Here is a 20224-nt window from a genome sequence, read left to right as displayed (position 1 = left end):
GCCGTCCTTGCTATGATCGACGCGTGCCCATTCCTTTTCGCACTGTCAGTTTTTCCGTGGCGCGGATGACGTGCAACACACAAAAACTTGTGTCCGGCGTGTGCGACACCGGACGGGGAATGGATCTATCTTCCAATAAGGGCCAGATCCGGGCAATCCGATTGCTCGGCCGGGCGGTCTTGCAAAACCGGATACCTTTCTCTGCCATGCGCAAGGCGTTACACCGTAACCATGACAGCTCTTGCACAGACCCTCGCCCAAACGTTCTCCGGCGCGAACCGGGCTATCCTCGCCCTGTCGCTTGCAGGTCTTGCCGCCGTGGCGCTGATCGCCAGCAACACCGGCGGTCCGACGCTCGGCTATGCCGTGCTGATCGGCGGGCTTGCCGGCCTGTCGCTCTATCACGCGAGCTTCGGTTTCACCGCCGCATGGCGTCGCATCGTGACCGAAAAACGCGGCGGGGGGCTGCGCGCGCAATTCCTGCTGATCTTGCTCACCTCGGCGGTGTCCTTCCCGCTGATTGCGTGGGGCGCGTCCTTCGGCATGCCGACGGGCGGCTTCGTCTTTCCCTTCGGCGTTGCGGCCGCCATCGGCGCGGCGATGTTCGGGCTCGGCATGCAGCTCGGAGGCGGTTGCGCCTCCGGCACGCTGTTCACCGCCGGCGGCGGCTCGACGCGCATGATGGTGACGCTCGCCGCCTTCGTCACCGGGTCCGTCGCCGCGACCCCGCACATGCACCTTTGGGGGACGCTGCCGAAACTGCCGGCCTTTTCGCTTGTCAGCGAATTCGGCGCCCTTGGCGCTTTTGCCGCGACCGCCGCCGTGCTCGGCCTGATCGCGCTGTGGAGCATCAAGGTCGAGCGCAAGGCGCACGGCAGCCTCGCCGATCCGAAACCCACCGGCTCCTTCCTCGCCGGCCCCTGGTCGCTGCGTCTCGGCGCGGTGATGATCGCCGTCGTCGGCATCGCCACCTTCGTCGTTCTCGGCCGCCCATGGGGGATCACCTCGGGCTTTGCGCTATGGGGTGCGAAAATCTGGCAGGGCTTCGGCGTAACGGTCACCGACTGGCCCTACTGGCAGTGGCAGAAGGGCGCGCTGGAGGCCTCCGTTTTCGCCGACGCGACCTCGGTGATGAATTTCGGCATCCTGCTGGGCGCCATGGCCGCAGCCGCGCTTGCCGGCAAATACGCGCCCGTGTGGAAGCTTTCGACCCGCGATCTCCTCACCGCGATCATCGGCGGCCTGCTGATGGGGTACGGCGCGCGGCTTGCCTACGGCTGCAACATCGGCGCCTATCTCGGCGGGATCGTGTCGGGATCGATGCACGGCTGGCTGTGGCTGGTCTTCGGCTTCATCGGCAGCCTCGCCGGCACGCGGTTGCGCCTCAGGCTCGGGATGGGCTGACCCGGCCCGCCACATCGTGATCAGGCGTGATCGGCGCGTGTGCGGTGTGGGCGACAATCTCCACTAGGGTCGGCTTCCGTTCATTTCCTGAAGGGAGCCGATCCGTCATGACCCGTCTCACGTCCCTTGCCGCCGCCTTGATGCTGGCGGCCTTTTCCCATGCTGCCGGTCCCGCCTCCGCGCAAGGCGAGCTCGCGCCGCGCGACGGCTGGACGGTGATCGACACCGACACGGCCTTTTCCGAACTGGTGGAAAGCCTCACGGCCGCGATCGAGGCGGCCGAAATGGGGCTCGTCACCCAGGCCAGCGCGTCCGCGGGCGCGAAGATGCAGGGCGTCACCATTCCCGGCAACCGGGTGATCGGCGTCTACCGCAACGACTATGCAAGGCGGATGCTGAAGGCGAGCGTTGCTGCCGGTATCGAGGCGCCGATCCGCTTCTATGTCACGGAAGACACAGACGGCGGGGCGACGCTGTCGTACAAGCACCCGAGCTTCGTCTTCGCGCCCTATCTGGCGGAAGGCGGCGACGCGCTGGAAACGCTGGCCGGCGAGCTCGACGCGGTGTTCAAGGCGATTGCCGAAGACGCGACGAACTGAGTTTCTACGCTAGAACTTGCCGTCGTAGGCGCGGCGACCGATGCGGCAGGCCAGCAGCGTGTAGCCGTCGCGGTCGAGCGCCGCCGTCGCCTCGCGCCTGAGCGTTTCGGCGTCGTCCACCCACACGCCGTGCCCACCGAGAACGTTGGCAAGTGCGGGGAAATCCGTGCCATCGAAATCGACGCCGACATTGGCCCGCTGGCCGGCGCGCTGTTTCATCTCGATCAGCGCCAGGCTTTCGTCGACCAGCACGCAGACGATCACCGGCAGGCGCATGTCGCGCAGCGTCGCCAGTTCACCGAGGCCCATTTCCAGCCCGGCGTCGCCGACGAAGACGATCACGGGCCTTTGCGGATCGGCAAGTTTCTGCCCCATGCCGAGCGGCAGCGCGCAAGCCATCGTGCAGAGCGCGGAGGATTGCAGCATGCCGCGCGGCACCGCCGTCTGCCAGATCTGCGAGACCAGGATGCGGTGCGCGCCGCTGTCGGCGGTGGCGACCGTCTCCGCCGGCAAGACGTCGCGCAGAGTTTGGAAGACACGGGCCGGCCCCCAGCCCTCCGGCTCGGGCTCGAATTGCGTGGCAAGGGCTGCCTTCGCGGCGGCGATCTCGCCGCCCTCCCAGGACGGCGTGGCGGCAACGCCATCGGCCAGCGCATCCAGCCCGGCCGCGACGCCGGAGGCGAGCGGATGCTTCACGCCGTGCATGCCGTGCGAGCGCGGGGTCGCGGCAATCTCGATCACCGGCGCGTCATGATCCCAGGGATCGCGCCAGTTGATGCGCATCTCGATGGGATCGTACCCCAGGAGCAGGATGCAATCGGAGGCCTTGAAGAGCGGCAGAAGATGCGCATCGGCGCGCGGCGACAGGCCGGCTCCGCCAAGCGCCAGCGGATCGGCCTCGTCGAGCAGCCCCTTGCCCTTGTAGGTGGTGACGAGCGGGACGGAATGATCGCGGCAGAAGGCGGCGACGGCATCGCCCGCGCCCTCGTTGACCGCATCGACGCCGGCAATCGCAATCGGGCGTTTTGCACCGGCGAAAAGCGCCCGCGCCGCATCGAGCGTCGGACCGAACGGACGCAGGTCGTCGGGAGAGATTCCGGCCGGCAAGGGACGCAGCGCCTCGTCGGTTGTGCTTTCCGCGACCGAGATCGGCACGTCGACATGCACCGGCCCCGGCTGGCCGTCGAGCGCGATGCGGAGCGCCTTGTCCATCATGGCGCCGAGCGCGCCGGGGCTTGCGCGGAAGCTTGCCTTGACGATGGGGCGCAACAGCTGCTGATGGTCGAACACCTGATGGGTGTAGGTTTCGGCCTCCGCCGCATCGACGCAGCCGGTCAGGAAGATCAGCGGCACCCGGTCCTGCCAGGCGTTGGCGACCACATTGACCGCATTGGCGACACCCGGCCCGAGCGTTGCGAGCAGCACGCCCGGCCCGGCGCGCGTTCCCGTTTCGCGGGCCTCGGCGTGCCACACGCCCTCGGCCATGAAGCCGCCGGCGTTCTCGTGCTTGACCAGATGAAAGGCGATGCCGGCGCTTTCCAGCGCGTCCATCAGCGCGAGAACCTCGCCGCCGGGAATGCCGAAGGCATGGCGACAGCCGGCCTGACGAAGCTTTTGCGCGATCAGTCCGGCACCCGTTGTCCCCCCATCCGTTGTCCCCGCATCCGTCGTCATTTTGTCTCGTCTCCTTGCGCGCCGAAGGCGCCTTCCGCCGTCAGGCGCTCCAGCTCCGCGTCGTCAAGCTCCAGCGCCGAACGAAGCACGGCTTGCGTGTCCGCGCCGAGTTCCGGCGGCGCGTGGCGGTAGCTCACCGGCGTTCTTGAGAGGTTCAGCGGATTGCCGATCAAATCGACGCTGCCCTTGGCGCGTTTCTCATGCGGCATCGAGATGCGCATGCCGCGATGGCGCACCTGCGGATCGGCGAAGACCTCGCCGACATCGTTTATCGGCCCGCAGGGCACGCCGGCGGCCTCCAGCACCGCGATCCAGTCGGCGGCATCGCGGGTGCGCGTCAGCCGCTCGATTTCCGGTTCAAGCACCACGCGGTTGCGCACGCGCTGCGCGTTCGTCGAAAAGCGCGGATCGTCGGCAAGCGCCGGCGCGCCGGCGACCTCGCAGAAACGGCGGAACTGCGCGTCGTTTCCGACCGCCAGGATGAACGACCCGTCGCGCGCCGGATAGGCGTTATAGGGCACGATTGCGGGATGGGCGTTGCCGCGCCGGGGCGGAACCGCGCCGTCGGTCAGATAGGCAACGCCCTGGTTGATCAGCCAGGCGACCTGCGTGTCGAGCAGGGCGACGTCGATGTGCTGGCCCTCGCCCGTTGCCGTGCGGTGATGAAGGGCTGCCAGGATGGCGTTGGAGGCATACATGCCGCACATGACGTCGGCGATGCCGACGCCCGCCTTGGTCGGTTCGCCGCCCTCCTCGTCCGGACGCCCGGTCAGCGACATCAGCCCGCCCATCCCCTGGATCAGGAAATCATAGCCGGCGCGCGCCGCATAGGGACCGGTCTGGCCGAAGCCGGAAATCGAGCAGTAGATCAGCCCGGGGTTCAGCGGCCTGAGATCCTCATAGCCAAGCCCGCGCCGGGCGAGATCGCCGACCTTGAAATTCTCGATCAGGACATCGGCCTTGCCCGCAAGCCGTCGCAGAAGATCCCGCCCCTCGGGCGCCGCGATGTCGATGGCGAGCGAGCGCTTGTTGCGATTGGCGGAAAGGTAGTAGGCGCTCTCCCGCGTGTCGTTTCCTTGCGCATCCTTGAGAAAGGGCGGGCCCCAGCCGCGCGTGTCGTCGCCCGTGCCCGGGCGTTCGATCTTCCACACGGTGGCGCCGAGATCGCCCAGCAATTGCGTGGCGGTGGGGCCTGCGAGAATGCGCGACAGATCGAGCACGACGAGGCCCGTGAGCGGGCCTCGTGGCATGTCGCCGGACGGATCGGGCGGGGAATCAGTCTCAAAAGAGGTCGTCACCGGCGCGAAGGTCCTTTCAAGGGAGGGGAGAAATCAGCCCGTGGCCCCGGTCCGCCATCGCACGACGGCGCCGCAGACGAGACCGAAGATGAGATGCCCGACCAGCGAGGCCCAGGTCAACTGGATGAAGCCGAGAAACGGCGGCAGTCCGGCAATCAGATGGGCCATGATGTAAAGCGCGAAGACCCAGAGACCGACACCGAACCCCAGTGCGACCACCGGCCAGGGCAGGAATGGCAGGAACCGGTCGGCGATCGGCCTGGCAACGAAGAGATAGCCGAGTGGATAGAAGACGATGCCGACCACGAGATGCACAACCTCGGCAAGCGCGAAACTTTGAAACCCGAACACAGACTGAACGAGGGCTGCCGGCTGCAAGGGGCCGCCGACCCACAAGGGCGTGATGAACCGTGCCCAGATCTCCCAGGCGCCATCGGCGAGAAGCCCGGCGAGGATCGCGGTCGCGAGCGTCGCGAGCGTCAGCGGGGGAAACAGGCCTTGATGCGGCCGGACGGCGGAAACGGCGGAGGCGGACATGGACAGGAACTCCCGATAGCGACCCGCCAATGCCGGCAGGTTTGCGACGCCCGGAGCCGGTCATCCGGCCCCGATGCCTTGAACGTGGGAGCTGCGCCCGCTCCGCTCAAATCAACGAAGCGAGACGAAACCGGCAAACCGCGTCACGCCGGCGTGATCCGGCCATGGCTCACGCCTCCGCCTTTTCCAGCTCCGGCTCGAAAAAGGCGCGGGGCGGGACGAAGGCGACGCCCAGCGCCGTATGGGCGGAGAGGCGCAGCGGCAGCAGGCACTCAGGCGGAGCCGTTTCCTCCGGCAGACGCCAGAGGCGCGTCGCCAGCGCCAGCCGTCCGATCCACTCGCCCGAGGTGCCAAGCGCCAGCGGAACGGCGATGGCGGGACCGAGGATCACCGGCAGGAGCGGCCAGAAGAGGTCCGGCGCGAAGGCTGCCGCCCAGGCGAAACCGGCAAAGCCGAAGACCATCTGCGGCCACAACCGCGAAAGGCAAAGGCCAAGCGGCAAGGCACGCGTATCGCGCACCTGAGCGCCCCAGCCCATCGCCTTGCCGAACGGCAGGCCGGCGACGAAGAGCGACACGGCGACGGCGACAACAGGCGCCATGAGGGCCGCGAAGACGATCTCCGACAGCGCGCTCAGGACGATGCGAAGCGGCCCGCCGAAGGCCGCGCGCAGACGCCGGTCGAGAAGAATGTCGATCACGGTCGCGATCTTGGGGGCGAAAATCATCGTCAGGATCACGATAAAAAGCGCGAAGCCCGAGGTCTGCTCGAAGCGCACGAGCTCATGCCCGCCGAATGCGACGATCGCAGCACCCGTTGCCATGAACAAGAGCCAGGCCGGCGCGGAGACGAACATCAGGATCGCCAGCACCATCTGCACCCGGCTGGTGGGCAGCAGGCCCGGCAGGCCGAGCAGCTTGATATACTGGAGGTTGCCCTGGCACCAGCGCAGTTCGCGGCGGATGAACTCCAGCGCATTCGGCGGATTTTCCTCAAAGCTCTCCGTCTCGCGCGGGATCGCGCGCACCTCGTAGCCGGCGCGGCGCATCAAGACCGCTTCGACCTGGTCGTGGCTCAGGATCCAGCCCGAAAGCGGCCCCTTGCCCGAGAGTTTCGGCAAGTGGCAGGCCTCGGTGAAAGGTTTCACCCTGAGGATCGCATTGTGCCCCCAGTAGGGGCCGCAATCGCCCTGCCACCAGGCGCTGCCGAGGGTATAGGAACGCATGCCGAGCCGCATGCCGAACTGGAAGATCCGTGCGAAGGCGCTGCTGGTGGGCATGCCGACGACCAGGGTCTGCAGGATGCCGAGACGCGGATTGGCGTCCATCTTTGCAACCATATCGACAATGGCGGCACCCGACATGAAGCTGTCGGCATCGAGCACCAGTGCATAATCATGGCGGGCGCCCCAACGCAGGCAAAAATCGCGGATGTTGCCGGCCTTGAAGCCCGGATTGTCGTCTCTGCGGCGGTAGGTAACCGGCAGGACATCGGCCCAGCGATCGGCCAGGGCCGCGAAAACCGCGTCTTCCTTGGCGGCGATCTCCGGCCGATCGGTATCGCTCAACACATACAACGTGAAGCCGTCGGCATGGCGGGTGCGGGCGAGATCCGCCAGCATGGCATCGAGATGGACGGCAACCTGATCGACATCCTCATTGCGGATGCACGACAGGATCGCGGTCGAGGCACGGCTTTTCGCACGCGTGTCGCCCGGCGCGATCGGGCAGACCGCTGCCACCGGATCGCGTCTGGTGCGCATCAGCGTCAGTCCGATCGCCGCATTCCAGAACCCGATCGCGGTCCAGGGCAGCGTCAGCAGAAAACAGCCGATCATAAGCATCTCGGCCCAACTGACGCCGTCGCCGGAAAAACTGACGACCAGAAGCGCCGTCAGCGCGGCCACGGTCGCCAGAACCAGCGATGCGAAGACGGTGCGGCGGATCGCAAGACGGCGCGCATCAACCGGGATATGCGGCGTATCGGACCCGGGCGCTTCAAACGAGCGACCAAGTCCGGCAGGGTCCGGCGTCAGAAAATGCGGAAGGTGCTTTTGAAACATACAACGACCTTTGCACATATAAGAAGGAGACCCCCGATGCGGCGGCCAGTCCGTTGGGCTATACGTTGCGCGCGACTGAGGAGGATTTGTGACGCACCGCACAATCACGAAAAAATTTCCGTGCGAAACGCAGGCCTTGTGGTCCATCGAGACCGGTCGCATGGCGCTTCGCAGCGAAACCGTGTCTGCGCCGGGTACCGACGAGGTGTGCGTGCGCACGCGCTTCAGCGGCGTCAGTCCCGGCACCGAACGGCTGGTGCTGTCCGGCAAGGTGCCGGAAAGCGAATGGAACCGCATGCGCGCGCCGTTTCAGGAAGGCGACTTCCCCTTCCCGGTCAAATACGGCTACGCCAGCGTCGGCGAGATCATTGCCGGCGCGCCCGACCGGCTCGGCGAGACCGTTTTCGTGCTTCATCCCCATCAGTCCCTTTACACCGTTCCCGCCGACGCCGCGGTCCCGCTGCCGGCTGACGTGCCGGCCGCGCGCGGCATCCTTGCGGCCAATATGGAAACCGCGCTCAACGGGTTATGGGACGGCGGGGCCTCACCGGGGGATCACATTGCCGTGGTCGGCGGCGGAATCGTCGGCCTGCTCGTCGCCCACCTCGCCGCCGGCATTCCCGGCACGCGGGTGACCGTCATCGATACCGATCCGTCGCGCGAAGCGCCGGCGACGTCGCTCGGCGCCGGTTTCGCAACGCCCGACGCCGCGCCGGAAGACCAGGACCTCGTCTATCACGCCAGCGGCCATCCCGACGGGCTCGATACCGCGCTTTCGCTGGCCGGGACCGAGGCCCGCGTCGTCGAGATGAGCTGGTATGGCACCGCCCCGGTCACCGCGACGCTGGGCGGCGCCTTTCACAGCCGGCGGCTGACGCTGCGCTCCAGCCAGGTCGGGCGCATTCCGCCGGAGCGCCAACCGCGCTGGACCTACCGGCGACGGCTTGAGGCCGCGCTTTCACTTTTGCGTGAACCCGCGCTCGACGCCCTGATTTCGCCGCCCGTTGCGCTGACAGAAGCGGCAACCCGCATTCCGGCCCTGCTCGGTCCCGAGGGCGATGGACGGATGCCGCTGATTTCCTACGACACACCGGCCCACACCGACTGACGGCCCGGTTTTCCCGACGTTTCTGGAGTATCCCAATGCACAGTGTTGAAGTTCGCGACCACATCATGATCGCCCATTCCTTCAAGGGCGAGGTCTTCGGCCCGGCGCAGAAGATGCATGGCGCCACCTTCGTGGTCGACGCCGCCTTTCTCGCCCGCGATCTCGACGCAAACGGCATCGTCATCGACATCGGCCGCGCCCATGAGGTGCTGAAGGAAACGCTGGAGCCGCTGAACTTCCAGAACCTCGACGAGGTACCGGCGTTCAAGGGCAAGAACACCACGACCGAGTTCCTGACCCGGCACATCTTCGATGCGCTCGCGACGGCCGCGCGCGCCGACCGGCTCGGGCGTCCCGGCGCCGAGCTGCATGCGATCCGCGTCACCCTGCACGAATCCCACGTCGCGCGGGCCTGGTACGAAGCCGAAATCTGATGCGCGCCGACGCGCCAGACCTGACGTTTCTCTATCCGGGCGATCTGGCGACGCCGACCGGCGGCTATATTTACGACCGGGCGCTGATCGCAGCGCTCGAGCGGGCGGGCTTGCGCGTCGAGACCCGTTCGCTCGGTCCCGGATACCCCGCCCCGAATGCGGACGTACGCGCAAAAGCGCGAACAACGCTGGCGGCCCTGCCGGACGGGCGGCTCACCGTGATCGACGGGCTGGCCTGCGGCGTGATGGCCGAGGAACTATCGCCCCATGCCGACCGGCTTCGGCTCGTTGCACTGCTGCATCATCCGCTGGGGCATGAAAGCGGACTGGAGGAGGCGGCCGCCCGCGCGCTGATCGCGGCGGAACGGGCAGCCCTCGCCCACGTCCGGCATGTGGTGACGACGAGTGCGGCGACCGCACGCAGTGTGCGCGACACCTTGGGCGTCGCGGCCGAAGCCGTCAGCGTCGTCGAGCCGGGCGTCGAGATCGTCGCGAGCGCCCCTGCGAAAAGGCCGAGAGACGGCGCCGGTCCGCTGCGGCTTCTCAGTGTCGGATCGCTGATCCCGCGCAAGGACCATGCGACGCTGCTCGATGCGGTGAGCCGGCTCGCCCGCCGCGACATCCGGCTCGACATCGCGGGAAGCGCCGACCTCGATCCGGACCACGCTGCAGAAATCCGCGTGTTGATCGCGCGGCTCGGGCTGGAAGAAAAGGTCACGCTCCACGGGGCCTTGCCACGCGAGGCGCTCGACGCGCTCTACCGGGCGGCGGATCTTTTCGTGCTGACAACGCTCTACGAGGGCTATGGCATGGCCTTCGTCGAGGCGATGGCCCATGGCCTGCCGGTGATCGCGACCGGTGACGGCGCGGTGCGCGATACCGTGCCGGAAACGGCCGGCATCGTTTTGCCGGTTGGCGACGTCGCGGCGGTCGCCGATGCCCTTGCCCGGTTTGCCGACACGCCCGGCGAACGTCTTGCGCTGTCGCGCGGCGCGCGGGCGCATGTCGCGCGCCTGCCCGGCTGGGACACGCAAGCCGCGCGGTTTCTCACCATCTTGAAAGGCATAGAGCAATGAGCGGATTTTCCGGCGACTGGCTGTCGGCGCGCGAACCGGTCGACCTGCGGGCCCGCAATGCAAACGTGCGCGACGCCTTCGTCGCCGATGTGACGGCGCGGAGCGCAACCGGACCGATCCGCCTGCTCGATCTGGGCGCCGGCACCGGCGCGACGCTTCGCGCGTTCGCCCCGCACGTCGCGACGCCCCAGGCATGGCGGCTCGCCGAATATGATCCGGCGCTGATCGCCCGTGCCAGAACGCTCTTCTCGGGCGAACGGGACATAGAGGTGGTCGAGGCGGATCTCGCCGACGGCGTGCCGGAGGCGTTGCTTGAGGGCGTCGACGCGGTGACGACCTCGGCCTTTCTCGATCTCGTTTCGGCGGAGTGGGTCGCGGCGCTTGCCCGCCAGCTTGCCGGCCGTCGGCTGCCGTTCCTCGCCATGCTGAGCTACGACGGCCGCCTGTCGCTCGCGCCCTCCGATCCCCTCGACGAGAGCATCCGCGCCGCGATGAACGCGCATCAGCATGGCGACAAGGGCTTTGGCCCGGCGCTTGGACCGCAAGCCGCCGATCATACCCGCGATGTGTTTCAGGCCGCCGGCTTTCGTGTGGTCGAAGGCGCTTCGGACTGGGAGGCGGAGCGCCACGAGCAGGCGTTCCAGTCGATGCTGGTCGACGGCTGGGCCGGGGCGGCGCGCGAGATGGCGGTCGATGCCGACGAGCTGTCTCGCTGGCATGAAAGGCGACGACACGAGATCGAAACGGAACGCCTTGTCACCCGGGTCGGGCACCGCGATCTCGCCGCGTTGCCCGGTTAGCCGCGGGTTTCAGGCCTTCTCGATGGCGCAGGCGATCCCCTGGCCAACACCGATGCACATGGTCGAGAGCGCCCGCGTCGCCCCGCGTGCCGCAAGCTCCAGCGCCGCCGTGCCGACGAGGCGCGCGCCCGACATGCCGAGCGGATGGCCGAGCGCGATGGCGCCGCCGTTGGGGTTCACATGCTCGCAATCGTCGCCGAGCCCGAGTTCCCTGAGGACCGCAAGGCCCTGTGCCGCGAAAGCCTCGTTCAGTTCCACGATGTCGAAATCCGAAATCGACAGGCCGAGCAGCGTCATCAGCTTGCGCGTGGCCGGGACCGGCCCGATGCCCATGATGCGCGGCGGCACGCCCGCCGCCGCACCGCCGACGACACGCGCGATCGGCGTCAGGCCATAGGCCTTCACGGCCTCCTCGGAGGCAATCAGAAGCGCGGCCGCGCCATCGTTCACGCCCGACGCATTGCCCGCCGTCACCGAGCCGCCGTCGCGGAACGGGGTCGCGAGCTTCGACAGTTTCTCCACTGTGGTGCCGGCGCGCGGATGTTCGTCCTTGTCGACGACAATCGCGTCGCCCTTGCGCTGCGGAATGGTCACGGGCACGATTTCCCGGCCCAGGCGACCGTTGTCCTGCGCGGCGACCGCACGCTCCTGCGAGCGCACGGCGAAGGCGTCCTGGTCGGCGCGGGCCACCGTATAATCGGCGGCGACGTTTTCCGCCGTCTCCGGCATGGAATCGATGCCGTACTGCTTTTTCATCACCGGGTTGACGAACCGCCAGCCGATGGTGGTGTCATAGATTTCCGCCTTGCGGGAAAACGCCGCGTCGGCCTTGGGCATCACGAAGGGTGCGCGCGACATGCTTTCCACGCCGCCGGCGATCATCAGATCCGCCTCGCCGGTGCGCACCGCGCGCGCGGCCATGATCACCGCATCCATCCCGGAGCCGCACAGGCGATTGACGGTCGTGCCCGGCACTTCGACCGGCAGACCTGCAAGGAGAGCGGCCATGCGCGCGACATTGCGGTTGTCCTCACCCGCCTGGTTGGCGCAGCCGTAGATCACGTCGTCCACCCGCGCCCAGTCGATTTCGGCATTGCGCGCCATCAGCGCACGGATCGGAGCCGCCCCAAGATCATCGGCCCTCACGGCGCTCAGAGCGCCGCCGAAACGGCCGATCGGGGTGCGGATGTAATCGACAATGTAGGCATGACGCATGACGAAGCCCCTCCCGCGGGCAAACTTTAAACCTAAAGCGTTTTTCGACGACCGGGCGCGCCACGTCAACGCCTGACGGGTGCCCATATAATAATTAAACGACCGGACGGTCAACTAATTCGGACAAACCCTCGGCTCCGCAACGTCGCATTCCAGCTCTGGTCGTTATCTTGAAAAGGATGGGTTAACCTTACCAAAAACATATCTTATTTTGATCAATGACTTCAGATGTTGTAAACACAACTATGAAACAAGTATCCTATCAAAACCGCACTCAAGAAAACCAAGAAGTCGAGTGCGACAAACAGGAGAAGTGTCATGTCCGCTGTTGAAGCCATTCGCTCGATTGTCGCAAAACACGGCAAGCTGCCGGTGGATGTCGCAACATTGCAGGATGACGCAGATCTCTATGCCGCCGGTCTGTCGTCCTTTGCCTCCGTGCAGTTGATGCTCGCGATCGAAGAGCATTTCGATATCGAATTCCCGGAAGACCGGCTGAACCGCAAGACATTTTCCAGCATCAAGGTGATCTCCGAGGTCGTCACGGAGCTGAGCGAAGATCAGCAGGCCGCATGATGAACATCCACGCCCACGCCCCGAATGTCGACCTGACCGCCCGCGCCCGCCGGGTCGCGACGGTTGCAGCCACCCACGCCGACAGCGTCGACCGCGACGGACGCTTTCCGGCAGAAGCCGTCGCCGCCATGCGCGCGGAGCGGCTGATGGGCGTACAGATCCCGACCGAATTCGGCGGCGAAAGCGCTACGACGGCGGAAATCGCGGAAATCTGCTCCATCCTCGGACAGGCCTGTTCGGCAACCGCCATGATCTTCGCGATGCACCAGATCAAGGTTTCGAGCCTCGTCGCCCACGGCGGGGACGACGCCTGGCACCAGGGCTTCATGGCCCGGGTCGCCGGCGAGCAGATGCTTCTCGGATCGGCGACGACCGAAGGCGGCATTGGCGGCAACCTGCGCAATTCGATCTGCGCCATCGAAGTCGAGGGCGACACCTGCCGGCTGGAAAAGGACGCCACCGTCATTTCCTACGGGGACCAGGCGGACGCCATCCTGATCACCTCGCGCAGCCATGCGGAGGCCACAGCGAGCGACCAGGTGATGACCGTCTTCCTGAAAGACCAGTACACGCTGGAAAAGACCCACGTCTGGGACGCGCTCGGCATGCGTGGCACGTGTTCGGACGGCTATGTCTTCAAGGGCGAGGCACCGGCCGGGCAGATCCTGCCGCGCCCCTTCGCCGAGATCGCAGCGGAATCCATGCTCGCCCACGCCCACATCCTGTGGAGCGCGGTATGGTACGGGATCGCCGCCGACGCCTTCGGCCGGGCGCAGGCCTTCGTCAGGGCGGCCGCGCGCAAGTCCCCCGACATGACGCCGCCGGGCGCGCTGCGCGTGGCGGAAGCCTCCAGCCTGCTCCAGGGCGTGAAGGCAAGCATCATCGCTGCGCTGGAAACTTATGAAGCCGCGCGCGGGAACGAGGACAGACTGTCGTCGATGAGCTTCTCGGTGGCGATGAACAACCTGAAGATCGCCAGTTCGCAGACGATCCTGACGATCATCAATCACTGCATGCTGATCTGCGGCATCCTCGCCTACAAGAACGGCACGCCCTTCAGCCTGGGTCGCCATCTGCGCGACGCCCATTCGGCACAGCTGATGATTTCCAACGACCGCATTCTCGGCAATACGTCGAACATGCTCTTGATTCACAAACAGGACACCAGCCTTCTGGGCTGAGGAGAGGAACGGGACCATGGACATGCAAACGTCCCTGCTCGATCGGCTGTTTTCGGCCGGACTTCTCATCGACACCGGCGTCGAGGGACTCTATGGCCGCGGCGGCGCCTTCGAGGATGTGATCGCGCGCTTCGAGGTGCTGATCGGCAAGCATGCGCCGGATGCAACGCCCGAGGTGATCCGCTTTCCGCCGGGCATGAACCGCGCCCACTTCGAGGGTTCCGGCTACATGAAAAGCTTTCCGCAGCTCGCCGGCACGGTGCACAGCTTCTGCGGCTGCGAGCTCGACCACATGAACCTGCTCGAGTGCATCGCAGAGGGCGGCGACTGGACGGAAGGGCAAGAGGCGACCGATATCGTGCTGACGCCCGCCGCCTGCTATCCGCTCTATCCCAGCATTGCAAAGCGCGGGCCGCTCGCCGAGGGCGGTGGTCTCTATGACCTGCAGTCCTATTGCTTCCGCCACGAGCCGTCGAAGGACCCGGCCCGCATGCAGCTTTTCCGCATGCGCGAGTTCGTGCGCATCGGCACGCCCGACGAGGTGATGGCGTTTCGCGAGGACTGGATGGAGCGCGGCGCGAAGCTGATCGCAGCGGTCGGTCTCGACGTGGAGCTCGACACCGCCAACGATCCCTTCTTCGGCCGTGCGGGCAAGATGATGGGCAACAGCCAGCGCGAACAAAAGCTCAAGTTCGAGTTGCTGATCCCCGTGACGTCCACCGCCAACAAGACCGCCTGCCTCAGCTTCAACTACCACCAGGACCACTTCGGCTCCACCTGGGGGCTGGAGACGGCCGACGGAAACGTCGCGCATACCGCCTGTGTCGGCTTCGGGCTGGAGCGCATCGCGCTCGCGCTCTTCGCAAAGCACGGGCTGGACACCGCGGACTGGCCCGCTGACGTACGCGCCGCGCTCTGGCACTGACGGGGCGCATCGGCATGTTTGAAAAGCTCGCAACCCTCGATCCGCAGACCTACAGCCCGCATGCCTTGCATGACGCGGAACGGATCTGGCCCGAAACCAACTGCTACATCGACCTGTGGATCGAGGCGCTGCATGCGCTTGGTCTCGAGCCCGAGGCCATGCTCGGCTTCACGCTCACACAGGATTTCGAGGGCGACCAGTTCACCTTCTTCAAGGTGCCGCTGGAAGACCTCGAGACGCTCTATGACATCCGCGCCCAGGAACTGGCGATCTACGAGCCTACAGAACGGCACGTCGCAACCCAGATCGGGCGCGGTCGGCTGTGCCTCGTCGAGGTCGACAGCTATTTCCTCCCCGATACGCCGGGCGTGAGCTATCGCATCGAACACGGCAAGACAACGGTCGCGATCACCGCGCTCGACACCAGTGCCCGCACGATGCGCTACTTCCACAACGGCGGCTTCTTCGCGCTTGAAGGCGAGGATTTCGACGGCGTGTTCCAGCGCGGCCTCCATGCGCAGGCGCTGCCCTTCCTGCCCTATACGGAGTTTGCCAAGCTTCCGGCAACGGCGACCGCGCCCGAGACACGCCGCACAGAGGCGCTGCGCCTTCTGAAAGTGCACTACGACCGGCGCCCGGCGGCCAATCCCTTCCTGGCCTATGCGACCACCTTCGCCACCGATATCGAGGCGCTGAGCGCCCGACCGTTCGAGATCTTTCACAAATATGCCTTCAACACGCTGCGGCAGGCAGGCGCGAACTTTGAGCTGGCCGGAACCCATCTCGACTGGCTCGGTCCCAACGGCGAGTTCGCCGGGCCGGCGGAAGCCGCGCGCGAGATCGCCGCGACCTGCAAGAGCCTGCAGTTTCAGCTCGCCCGGGCGCTGGCACGCAAGAAATTCGCCGGGCTCGGCGACGGGCTGACCCCGGCGGCAAACGCCTGGGACCGGCTGATGAGCGACCTCGGTCCGGCGGTGTCCCGCCTGGCGAAAGAGTGCAAAGACACCCCGGCGCGCCGCCGCGCCGCCTGATCCGGAAACGGGCGATCGGAGCTTCCATGATCGATCCCTGCCGTCTCGATGCGTCCGACGACCTGCTCGCCGGCGTCGACTGGGACATGACCGTCACCGAGGCGAGCGCCTGGGCCACGCCGGAAGACTGCGATCCCCATGCGGCCTGGCACCCGGCCAGCGTGCCGGGCACGGCGGCCGGCGCGCTCGCCGATGCCGGGCTTTTCTCGCTGGATGCGCCGACGCCCTTGCACGACCGCGACGTCTGGTATCTCGCCCGTGTCGAGGTGCCCGCGCCCGGCGCCTATCGTCTGGTCGCCCCGGGTCTCGCGACCGTCTGCGAAGCCTGGTTCGACGGCCAGCCCGTGCTGATTTCCGACAGCATGTATGCCCGTCACGAGGTCCGGCTGGATCTCGACGGCTCCGGCGATCTCATGCTGTGCTTCCGCGCGCTCTATCCGCATCTGGAGCGCAAGGGGCCGCGCGCGCGCTGGCGCACGCAGCTTGCCTCCCACCCGGGGCTCAGGCTGATGCGCACGACGCTGCTCGGCCACATGCCCGGCTGGTGCCCCGACGTCCATGCCGTCGGCCCCTGGCGCGGCCTGCATCTCATCGCAGAAGAGGCCGTGCGGATTGATGATCTCGAAATCGAGGCCACGCTCGGCGAGGACAGCACCGGCCGGCTCAAGGTTTCCCTGCGCCTGCCGCATGCAGCAGGGACGCCCGCGCCCAGCCTGCGCTGCGCGGGATGGGACGCGGAGCTTGAAGCCGGCGAGGACGGCCAGTGGCGCGCCGACATGCTCTTGCCCGGGATCGAGGCCTGGTGGCCGCACACCCATGGCACGCCACATCTGCACGATCTAACGCTGAAAACGCAGGCCGGCGAGATCGCGCTCGGACGCACCGGCTTTCGCCGCATCGAGGTCGATGCCGGCGCAGACCGCGAGGGCTTCGCGCTGAAGGTAAACGGCGTGCCGGTGTTTTGCCGCGGCGCGGTTTGGATCAATGCCGACATCCTGCGGCTGCCGTCATCGCGCGAAAGCTACCGCCCCTGGCTGGAACGCGCGCGCGACGCCCATATGAACATGCTGAGGATCGGCGGCACGATGGCGCCGGAAGGCCCCGCCTTCCACCAGCTTTGCGACGAACTCGGCATTCTCGTCTGGCAGGATCTGCCCTTTGCCAATTTCGACTACCCGGCAAAGGACGAGAGTTTCGTCGACACCGCAAGCCGCGAGACCCGCGATCACCTGCGCGCGACGCAGGCCTCCCCCAGCCTTGCCGTCGTGTGCGGCGGGAGCGAGATGTATCAGCAGGCCGCGATGCTGGGGCTTCCCGAAAGCCGCTGGCGCGGGCCGCTGACGGAGGAGATCCTGCCCGCGGCCGTTCGCGAGATCCGCCCCGACGTCGCCTATGTGCCGAATTCGCCGTGCGGCGGAGCCATGCCGTTTTCTCCCGATGCCGGCGTGGCGCATTACTACGGCGTCGGCGCCTATTTGCGCCCGCTTGAGGATGCGCGGCGCGCCAATGTGCGCTTTGCCGCCGAGTGTCTGGCCTTTTCCAATATCCCCGACGGCGAGGCGCGCGCCCTGCCGGGCGGCACCGCCCCCGGGCATGACCCGGCATGGAAAAAGGGCGTGCCGCGCGACCGGGGCGTCGGATGGGACTTCGAGGATGTGCGCGATCACTATGTCGAGGCGCTCTACGGCGTGTCGCCCGCGAAACTCCGCCACGGCGACCCGCAAGCCTGGCTCGATTTCGGCCGGGCAGCCGTCGCCGAGGTGATGGAGGCGACATTTGCCGAATGGCGCCGTCCCGGATCAAACTGCGCCGGCGCGCTGGTGTGGACCTTCCAGGATCTTGCGCCTGGTGCCGGATGGGGCGTGGTCGGCCACGACGGGCGGCCGAAATCGGCCTGGTACGCCTTGAAGCGGGCCTTCAGGCCCGTGGCGGTCTCTGTCACCGATGAAGGCACCAACGGCCTTGCCATCCATGTCGTGAACGAGACGGCGGAAGAACAGGCGCTACGGGTCGACCTCTCCTGCCTGCGCGATGGTCGGCTTGCCGTCGCCTCCGGATCAAGCGATCTGGTGCTCGCTCCCCGCGAGGCGCGTACGCTCGCCGCCACCGACCTGATCGGCGCCTTTTTCGATGTGACATACGCCTTCCGCTTCGGCCCGCCCTCGCACGACTGCGTGCATGTGCGGCTCAGCGATGCCGACGGCACCATGCTGGACGAAGCGTTTCACTTTCCGCTCGGGCGCTCGCAGTGCGCGCGCGGCGCGGTGATTTCAGCCTCGATGGACCGGGACGCAGACGGCTCCGACGTGCTGGTGCTGAAAACAGACCGGGTGGCGCAATCCGTCTCGATCGAGGACGCATGCTTCGAGGCGGAGGACAACTGGTTTCATCTCGCGCCCGAACGGGCGAAGCGGATCCGGCTGATCCGGCGGCGCGGCAGGGCGGAGGAGACCGGTCCGACAGGCCTCGTTCGCGCGCTTTACAGCGACACGGTCTCCTATTCCGCGACCTGACGCGGCACCTCGCCCTCGGCCGCCGCAGACGCCAACAGATCGACCAGTTCCGCACGCGCGCCGCGCTGGGTCAGATTGTGATCGGCGTCGGAAAGCTCAATGATCGCGAGATTGGGATAGGCGACGCGTCGGCGGAGGTCCTTGCCGAAGAAAACCGGAAGCTGCGCAAGTCCGGAATTGCCGTCACCGAAGACCAGCCACACCCCGACGCCCCGGTCGCGGAGCGCCGCCAGGTTCGAATGCACCTTCGCATAGAGCCTGGAAAAGGGCGCAAGGCCGAGCAGCCAGGGCGCGAGATCGCGCTCTGTCCGCCGGAAGCCCCGGCGCAGGAGCGAGCGCAAGAGCGCCAGACCGTTGGTCTTTCCGCACAGGACCCGTTTCCACTTCTCGACGCTCAGCATCTTGCGACCATAGCCGCCGACCGAAGTGTGGCCGAAGCGAAGCGCCTCGTTGACGTCGTCACGCGGATCCCAGAGGAAGCGCTGAAGGTTGACGGCGACCACCTTGCGCACGCGGGGCTCTTCCACCGCGCCGTTCAGCGCCAGATAGGCGCCGCCGCAGCTTCCGGTGACAACGGCACCGGCCCCGTACCCCTGCCGTTCCACCAGGTCGAGGGCGGCACGCAGATCCGCAATCTGGGCCGGGTGATAGTGCACGATCGGCGGCCCGCCAGCCTGGGGCCGGCTGTCGCCGATGTCGGAAAGGTCGATGCGCAACGAGGGAATGCCGCGCGCGGCCAGCGCCCGTGCGACCTCGGCCGCGCCACGCGCCCAGCCGGCACGCGGTGTTGCGCCGGCATTGAGGAAGACGACGGGAAGCGCGCCGGACGCGGGAGAATGCGGTGCGCACCAGATGCCGATCAGACCGCCTTGTGTGCCGAAGGCGAGCGGCGTCTCGCTCGCGCCCCCGGCAACCTGAAGGACGGGCGGACACGGCAGCACGGGCGCCACGCCGGATGTGCGCGGCGGGACGGTGCGCACCAGCCAGCCGACCAGCCGGTCGAAATCCGGGTGCGGACAGATCGAGGCGGTCGGGTCGCTCATCAGATCATCGTAGCCGGCAAAGACATGCGCCTCGCCGCCCGGACGGACCCGCAACGCCTCGCCGAACGCCTCTTCCGCGCTCTTGCCGGAGCGATACAGCACGAGGGCCGGCGGCAAGTCGGACTGTCCGGCGAGCGCGGTGACATCAAGCACACGAATATCGGCAGCCAGACGCTCACTGAGCCCGAGACCGCCGATGGAGAGCATCTCGCCCGGCGCGCAATCCGGCGCCGCACCGGTGATCTCGCCGATCATAGCCGCACGCGCCTGAAGTTCCCGCAGATAGGGTCGCCCCTTCACCACGGGAGCCAGCAGGGCAAGCGCCGCCACGTCCTGGCGGTCCTCCGCGACCGATTTGAGGGCAAGCGTCGCCCCGAGACCGAAGCCGATCAGAACGATTTGCTCCACGCCGGGCATCTGCCGCAACCAGGCGCAGACTGCATCCAGTGTCGCCTCAAAGTTGGCCAGGCCATCGACTTCTGCGGCCGGCTCTGGCGCGTCGCCCGTGCCCGGCCAGTCAAACCGCAGCGTCGGATACCCCGATGCCGCGAGTTGATCGCCAAGATGACGCATCGAACGGCGCGCGCACAGATCCTCATAACCCCAGGCGCCGGCAATCACGACGCCCACGGCCCCTTGCGCCGAATGCAGTACGGCAAACGTTCCGGCAACGGTCAAGGGCATCAAAGCGCCGTCTTTGCCGACCTTTTCACCCGAAGTGATCCCGCTCGACGTCATGTTTCGGTCC

The 20224-nt window shown here is 67.0% G+C and carries 16 protein-coding genes and 1 pseudogene; 11 read left to right on the top strand and 6 right to left on the bottom strand.

Annotated elements, in window-relative coordinates:
• The first annotated feature begins 231 nt into the window (after positions 1-231).
• Together BLU32_RS21215 and BLU32_RS21210 are read left to right on the top strand one after the other, a co-directional pair.
• Positions 232-1404 (top strand): YeeE/YedE family protein, encoded by a 1173-nt coding sequence (locus tag BLU32_RS21215; protein WP_093810273.1) that lies wholly within the window; start codon positions 232-234, stop codon positions 1402-1404.
• A gap of 107 nt (positions 1405-1511) precedes the next feature.
• Entirely contained in the window at positions 1512-2003 is a 492-nt protein-coding gene (locus BLU32_RS21210; RefSeq protein ID WP_093810271.1) for a DUF302 domain-containing protein, read from the top strand.
• Between the two features lie 9 nt (positions 2004-2012).
• On the opposite strand, the gene BLU32_RS21205 is transcribed toward BLU32_RS21210, so the two are convergent.
• From BLU32_RS21205 to mdoH, 4 genes are all read right to left on the bottom strand, one after another.
• Positions 2013-3677, bottom strand: a complete 1665-nt coding sequence (locus BLU32_RS21205) for a thiamine pyrophosphate-binding protein (protein ID WP_093810269.1) — start codon at positions 3675-3677, stop codon at positions 2013-2015.
• Positions 3674-4927, bottom strand: a complete 1254-nt coding sequence (locus BLU32_RS21200) for a CaiB/BaiF CoA-transferase family protein (RefSeq protein WP_093811446.1) — start codon at positions 4925-4927, stop codon at positions 3674-3676. The genes BLU32_RS21205 and BLU32_RS21200 overlap by 4 nt, the downstream gene beginning before the upstream one ends.
• An 81-nt stretch (positions 4928-5008) precedes the next feature.
• On the bottom strand, positions 5009-5512 hold the full coding sequence (locus BLU32_RS21195; protein ID WP_093811444.1) for a hypothetical protein: 504 nt from the start codon (positions 5510-5512) through the stop codon (positions 5009-5011).
• Between the two features lie 169 nt (positions 5513-5681).
• Positions 5682-7574 carry a glucans biosynthesis glucosyltransferase MdoH gene (gene mdoH, locus BLU32_RS21190; RefSeq protein WP_157727773.1) on the bottom strand — a complete coding sequence of 631 codons (1893 nt, stop codon included), beginning with the start codon at positions 7572-7574 and terminating at the stop codon, positions 5682-5684.
• Positions 7575-7662: 88 nt separating this feature from the next.
• On the opposite strand from mdoH, the gene BLU32_RS21185 reads away from it, so the two are divergent.
• The 4 genes from BLU32_RS21185 to BLU32_RS21170 are packed head-to-tail and all read left to right on the top strand — an operon-like array spanning position 7663 to position 10992.
• The gene (locus BLU32_RS21185; RefSeq protein WP_157727772.1) at positions 7663-8682 is read left to right on the top strand and encodes a zinc-binding alcohol dehydrogenase; all 1020 of its coding nucleotides are present in this window, start codon (positions 7663-7665) and stop codon (positions 8680-8682) included.
• 35 nt (positions 8683-8717) lie between these two features.
• Positions 8718-9116: a 6-carboxytetrahydropterin synthase gene (locus BLU32_RS21180; RefSeq protein WP_093810263.1), complete on the top strand. Its 399-nt coding sequence runs from the start codon at positions 8718-8720 to the stop codon at positions 9114-9116.
• Positions 9116-10192, top strand: coding sequence for a glycosyltransferase family 4 protein (locus BLU32_RS21175; protein ID WP_093810261.1), 1077 nt, complete (start codon positions 9116-9118; stop codon positions 10190-10192). The genes BLU32_RS21180 and BLU32_RS21175 overlap by 1 nt, the downstream gene beginning before the upstream one ends.
• Entirely contained in the window at positions 10189-10992 is an 804-nt protein-coding gene (locus tag BLU32_RS21170; RefSeq protein WP_093810259.1) for a class I SAM-dependent methyltransferase, read from the top strand. Before BLU32_RS21175 ends, BLU32_RS21170 begins: the two co-directional genes overlap by 4 nt.
• A 9-nt stretch (positions 10993-11001) precedes the next feature.
• On the opposite strand, the gene pcaF is transcribed toward BLU32_RS21170, so the two are convergent.
• On the bottom strand, positions 11002-12207 hold the full coding sequence (gene pcaF, locus BLU32_RS21165; RefSeq protein WP_093810257.1) for a 3-oxoadipyl-CoA thiolase: 1206 nt from the start codon (positions 12205-12207) through the stop codon (positions 11002-11004).
• Between the two features lie 318 nt (positions 12208-12525).
• Between pcaF and BLU32_RS21160 the strand changes: the two genes are divergently transcribed.
• The 5 genes and pseudogenes from BLU32_RS21160 (at position 12526) to BLU32_RS21140 (ending at position 18433) form a co-directional block, all read left to right on the top strand.
• The gene (locus tag BLU32_RS21160; RefSeq protein WP_093810255.1) at positions 12526-12783 is read left to right on the top strand and encodes an acyl carrier protein; all 258 of its coding nucleotides are present in this window, start codon (positions 12526-12528) and stop codon (positions 12781-12783) included.
• Complete coding sequence (locus BLU32_RS21155; protein WP_093811442.1) at positions 12783-13964, top strand: acyl-CoA dehydrogenase family protein; 1182 nt, start codon at positions 12783-12785, stop codon at positions 13962-13964. The genes BLU32_RS21160 and BLU32_RS21155 overlap by 1 nt, the downstream gene beginning before the upstream one ends.
• Positions 13942-14889: pseudogene (locus tag BLU32_RS21150) on the top strand (amino acid--[acyl-carrier-protein] ligase); the annotation flags it as partial. The gene BLU32_RS21155 and the pseudogene BLU32_RS21150, both read left to right, overlap by 23 nt.
• 14 nt (positions 14890-14903) lie before the next feature.
• Positions 14904-15920, top strand: a complete 1017-nt coding sequence (locus BLU32_RS21145) for a DUF1839 family protein (RefSeq protein ID WP_093810251.1) — start codon at positions 14904-14906, stop codon at positions 15918-15920.
• Positions 15921-15946: 26 nt separating this feature from the next.
• Positions 15947-18433 (top strand): glycoside hydrolase family 2 protein, encoded by a 2487-nt coding sequence (locus BLU32_RS21140; RefSeq protein WP_093811440.1) that lies wholly within the window; start codon positions 15947-15949, stop codon positions 18431-18433.
• Here the strand turns inward: BLU32_RS21140 and BLU32_RS21135 are convergent.
• Positions 18418-20214 (bottom strand): alpha/beta fold hydrolase, encoded by a 1797-nt coding sequence (locus BLU32_RS21135; protein ID WP_093810249.1) that lies wholly within the window; start codon positions 20212-20214, stop codon positions 18418-18420. The two genes, BLU32_RS21140 and BLU32_RS21135, sit on opposite strands and share 16 nt — an antisense overlap.
• Positions 20215-20224 lie beyond the last annotated feature (10 nt).

This window comes from Stappia sp. ES.058, assembly GCF_900105595.1.
Taxonomy (GTDB): domain Bacteria; phylum Pseudomonadota; class Alphaproteobacteria; order Rhizobiales; family Stappiaceae; genus Stappia.
Note: the sequence above shows the minus strand (reverse complement) of the source record. Positions and strands in the feature narration are given on the sequence as shown.

Bases quoted from the DNA above. Each gene is read 5' to 3' on its own strand.
- BLU32_RS21200 (WP_093811446.1), bottom strand. From the start codon at position 4,927: ATGCCACGAGGCCCGCTCACGGGCCTCGTCGTGCTCGATCTGTCGCGC.
- BLU32_RS21140 (WP_093811440.1), top strand. From the start codon at position 15,947: ATGATCGATCCCTGCCGTCTCGATGCGTCCGACGACCTGCTCGCCGGC.
- BLU32_RS21205 (WP_093810269.1), bottom strand. From the start codon at position 3,677: ATGACGACGGATGCGGGGACAACGGATGGGGGGACAACGGGTGCCGGA.
- BLU32_RS21160 (WP_093810255.1), top strand. From the start codon at position 12,526: ATGTCCGCTGTTGAAGCCATTCGCTCGATTGTCGCAAAACACGGCAAG.
- BLU32_RS21155 (WP_093811442.1), top strand. From the start codon at position 12,783: ATGAACATCCACGCCCACGCCCCGAATGTCGACCTGACCGCCCGCGCC.
- BLU32_RS21135 (WP_093810249.1), bottom strand. From the start codon at position 20,214: ATGACGTCGAGCGGGATCACTTCGGGTGAAAAGGTCGGCAAAGACGGC.
- pcaF (WP_093810257.1), bottom strand. From the start codon at position 12,207: ATGCGTCATGCCTACATTGTCGATTACATCCGCACCCCGATCGGCCGT.
- BLU32_RS21215 (WP_093810273.1), top strand. From the start codon at position 232: ATGACAGCTCTTGCACAGACCCTCGCCCAAACGTTCTCCGGCGCGAAC.
- BLU32_RS21175 (WP_093810261.1), top strand. From the start codon at position 9,116: ATGCGCGCCGACGCGCCAGACCTGACGTTTCTCTATCCGGGCGATCTG.
- BLU32_RS21195 (WP_093811444.1), bottom strand. From the start codon at position 5,512: ATGTCCGCCTCCGCCGTTTCCGCCGTCCGGCCGCATCAAGGCCTGTTT.
- mdoH (WP_157727773.1), bottom strand. From the start codon at position 7,574: ATGTTTCAAAAGCACCTTCCGCATTTTCTGACGCCGGACCCTGCCGGA.
- BLU32_RS21170 (WP_093810259.1), top strand. From the start codon at position 10,189: ATGAGCGGATTTTCCGGCGACTGGCTGTCGGCGCGCGAACCGGTCGAC.
- BLU32_RS21145 (WP_093810251.1), top strand. From the start codon at position 14,904: ATGTTTGAAAAGCTCGCAACCCTCGATCCGCAGACCTACAGCCCGCAT.
- BLU32_RS21210 (WP_093810271.1), top strand. From the start codon at position 1,512: ATGACCCGTCTCACGTCCCTTGCCGCCGCCTTGATGCTGGCGGCCTTT.
- BLU32_RS21180 (WP_093810263.1), top strand. From the start codon at position 8,718: ATGCACAGTGTTGAAGTTCGCGACCACATCATGATCGCCCATTCCTTC.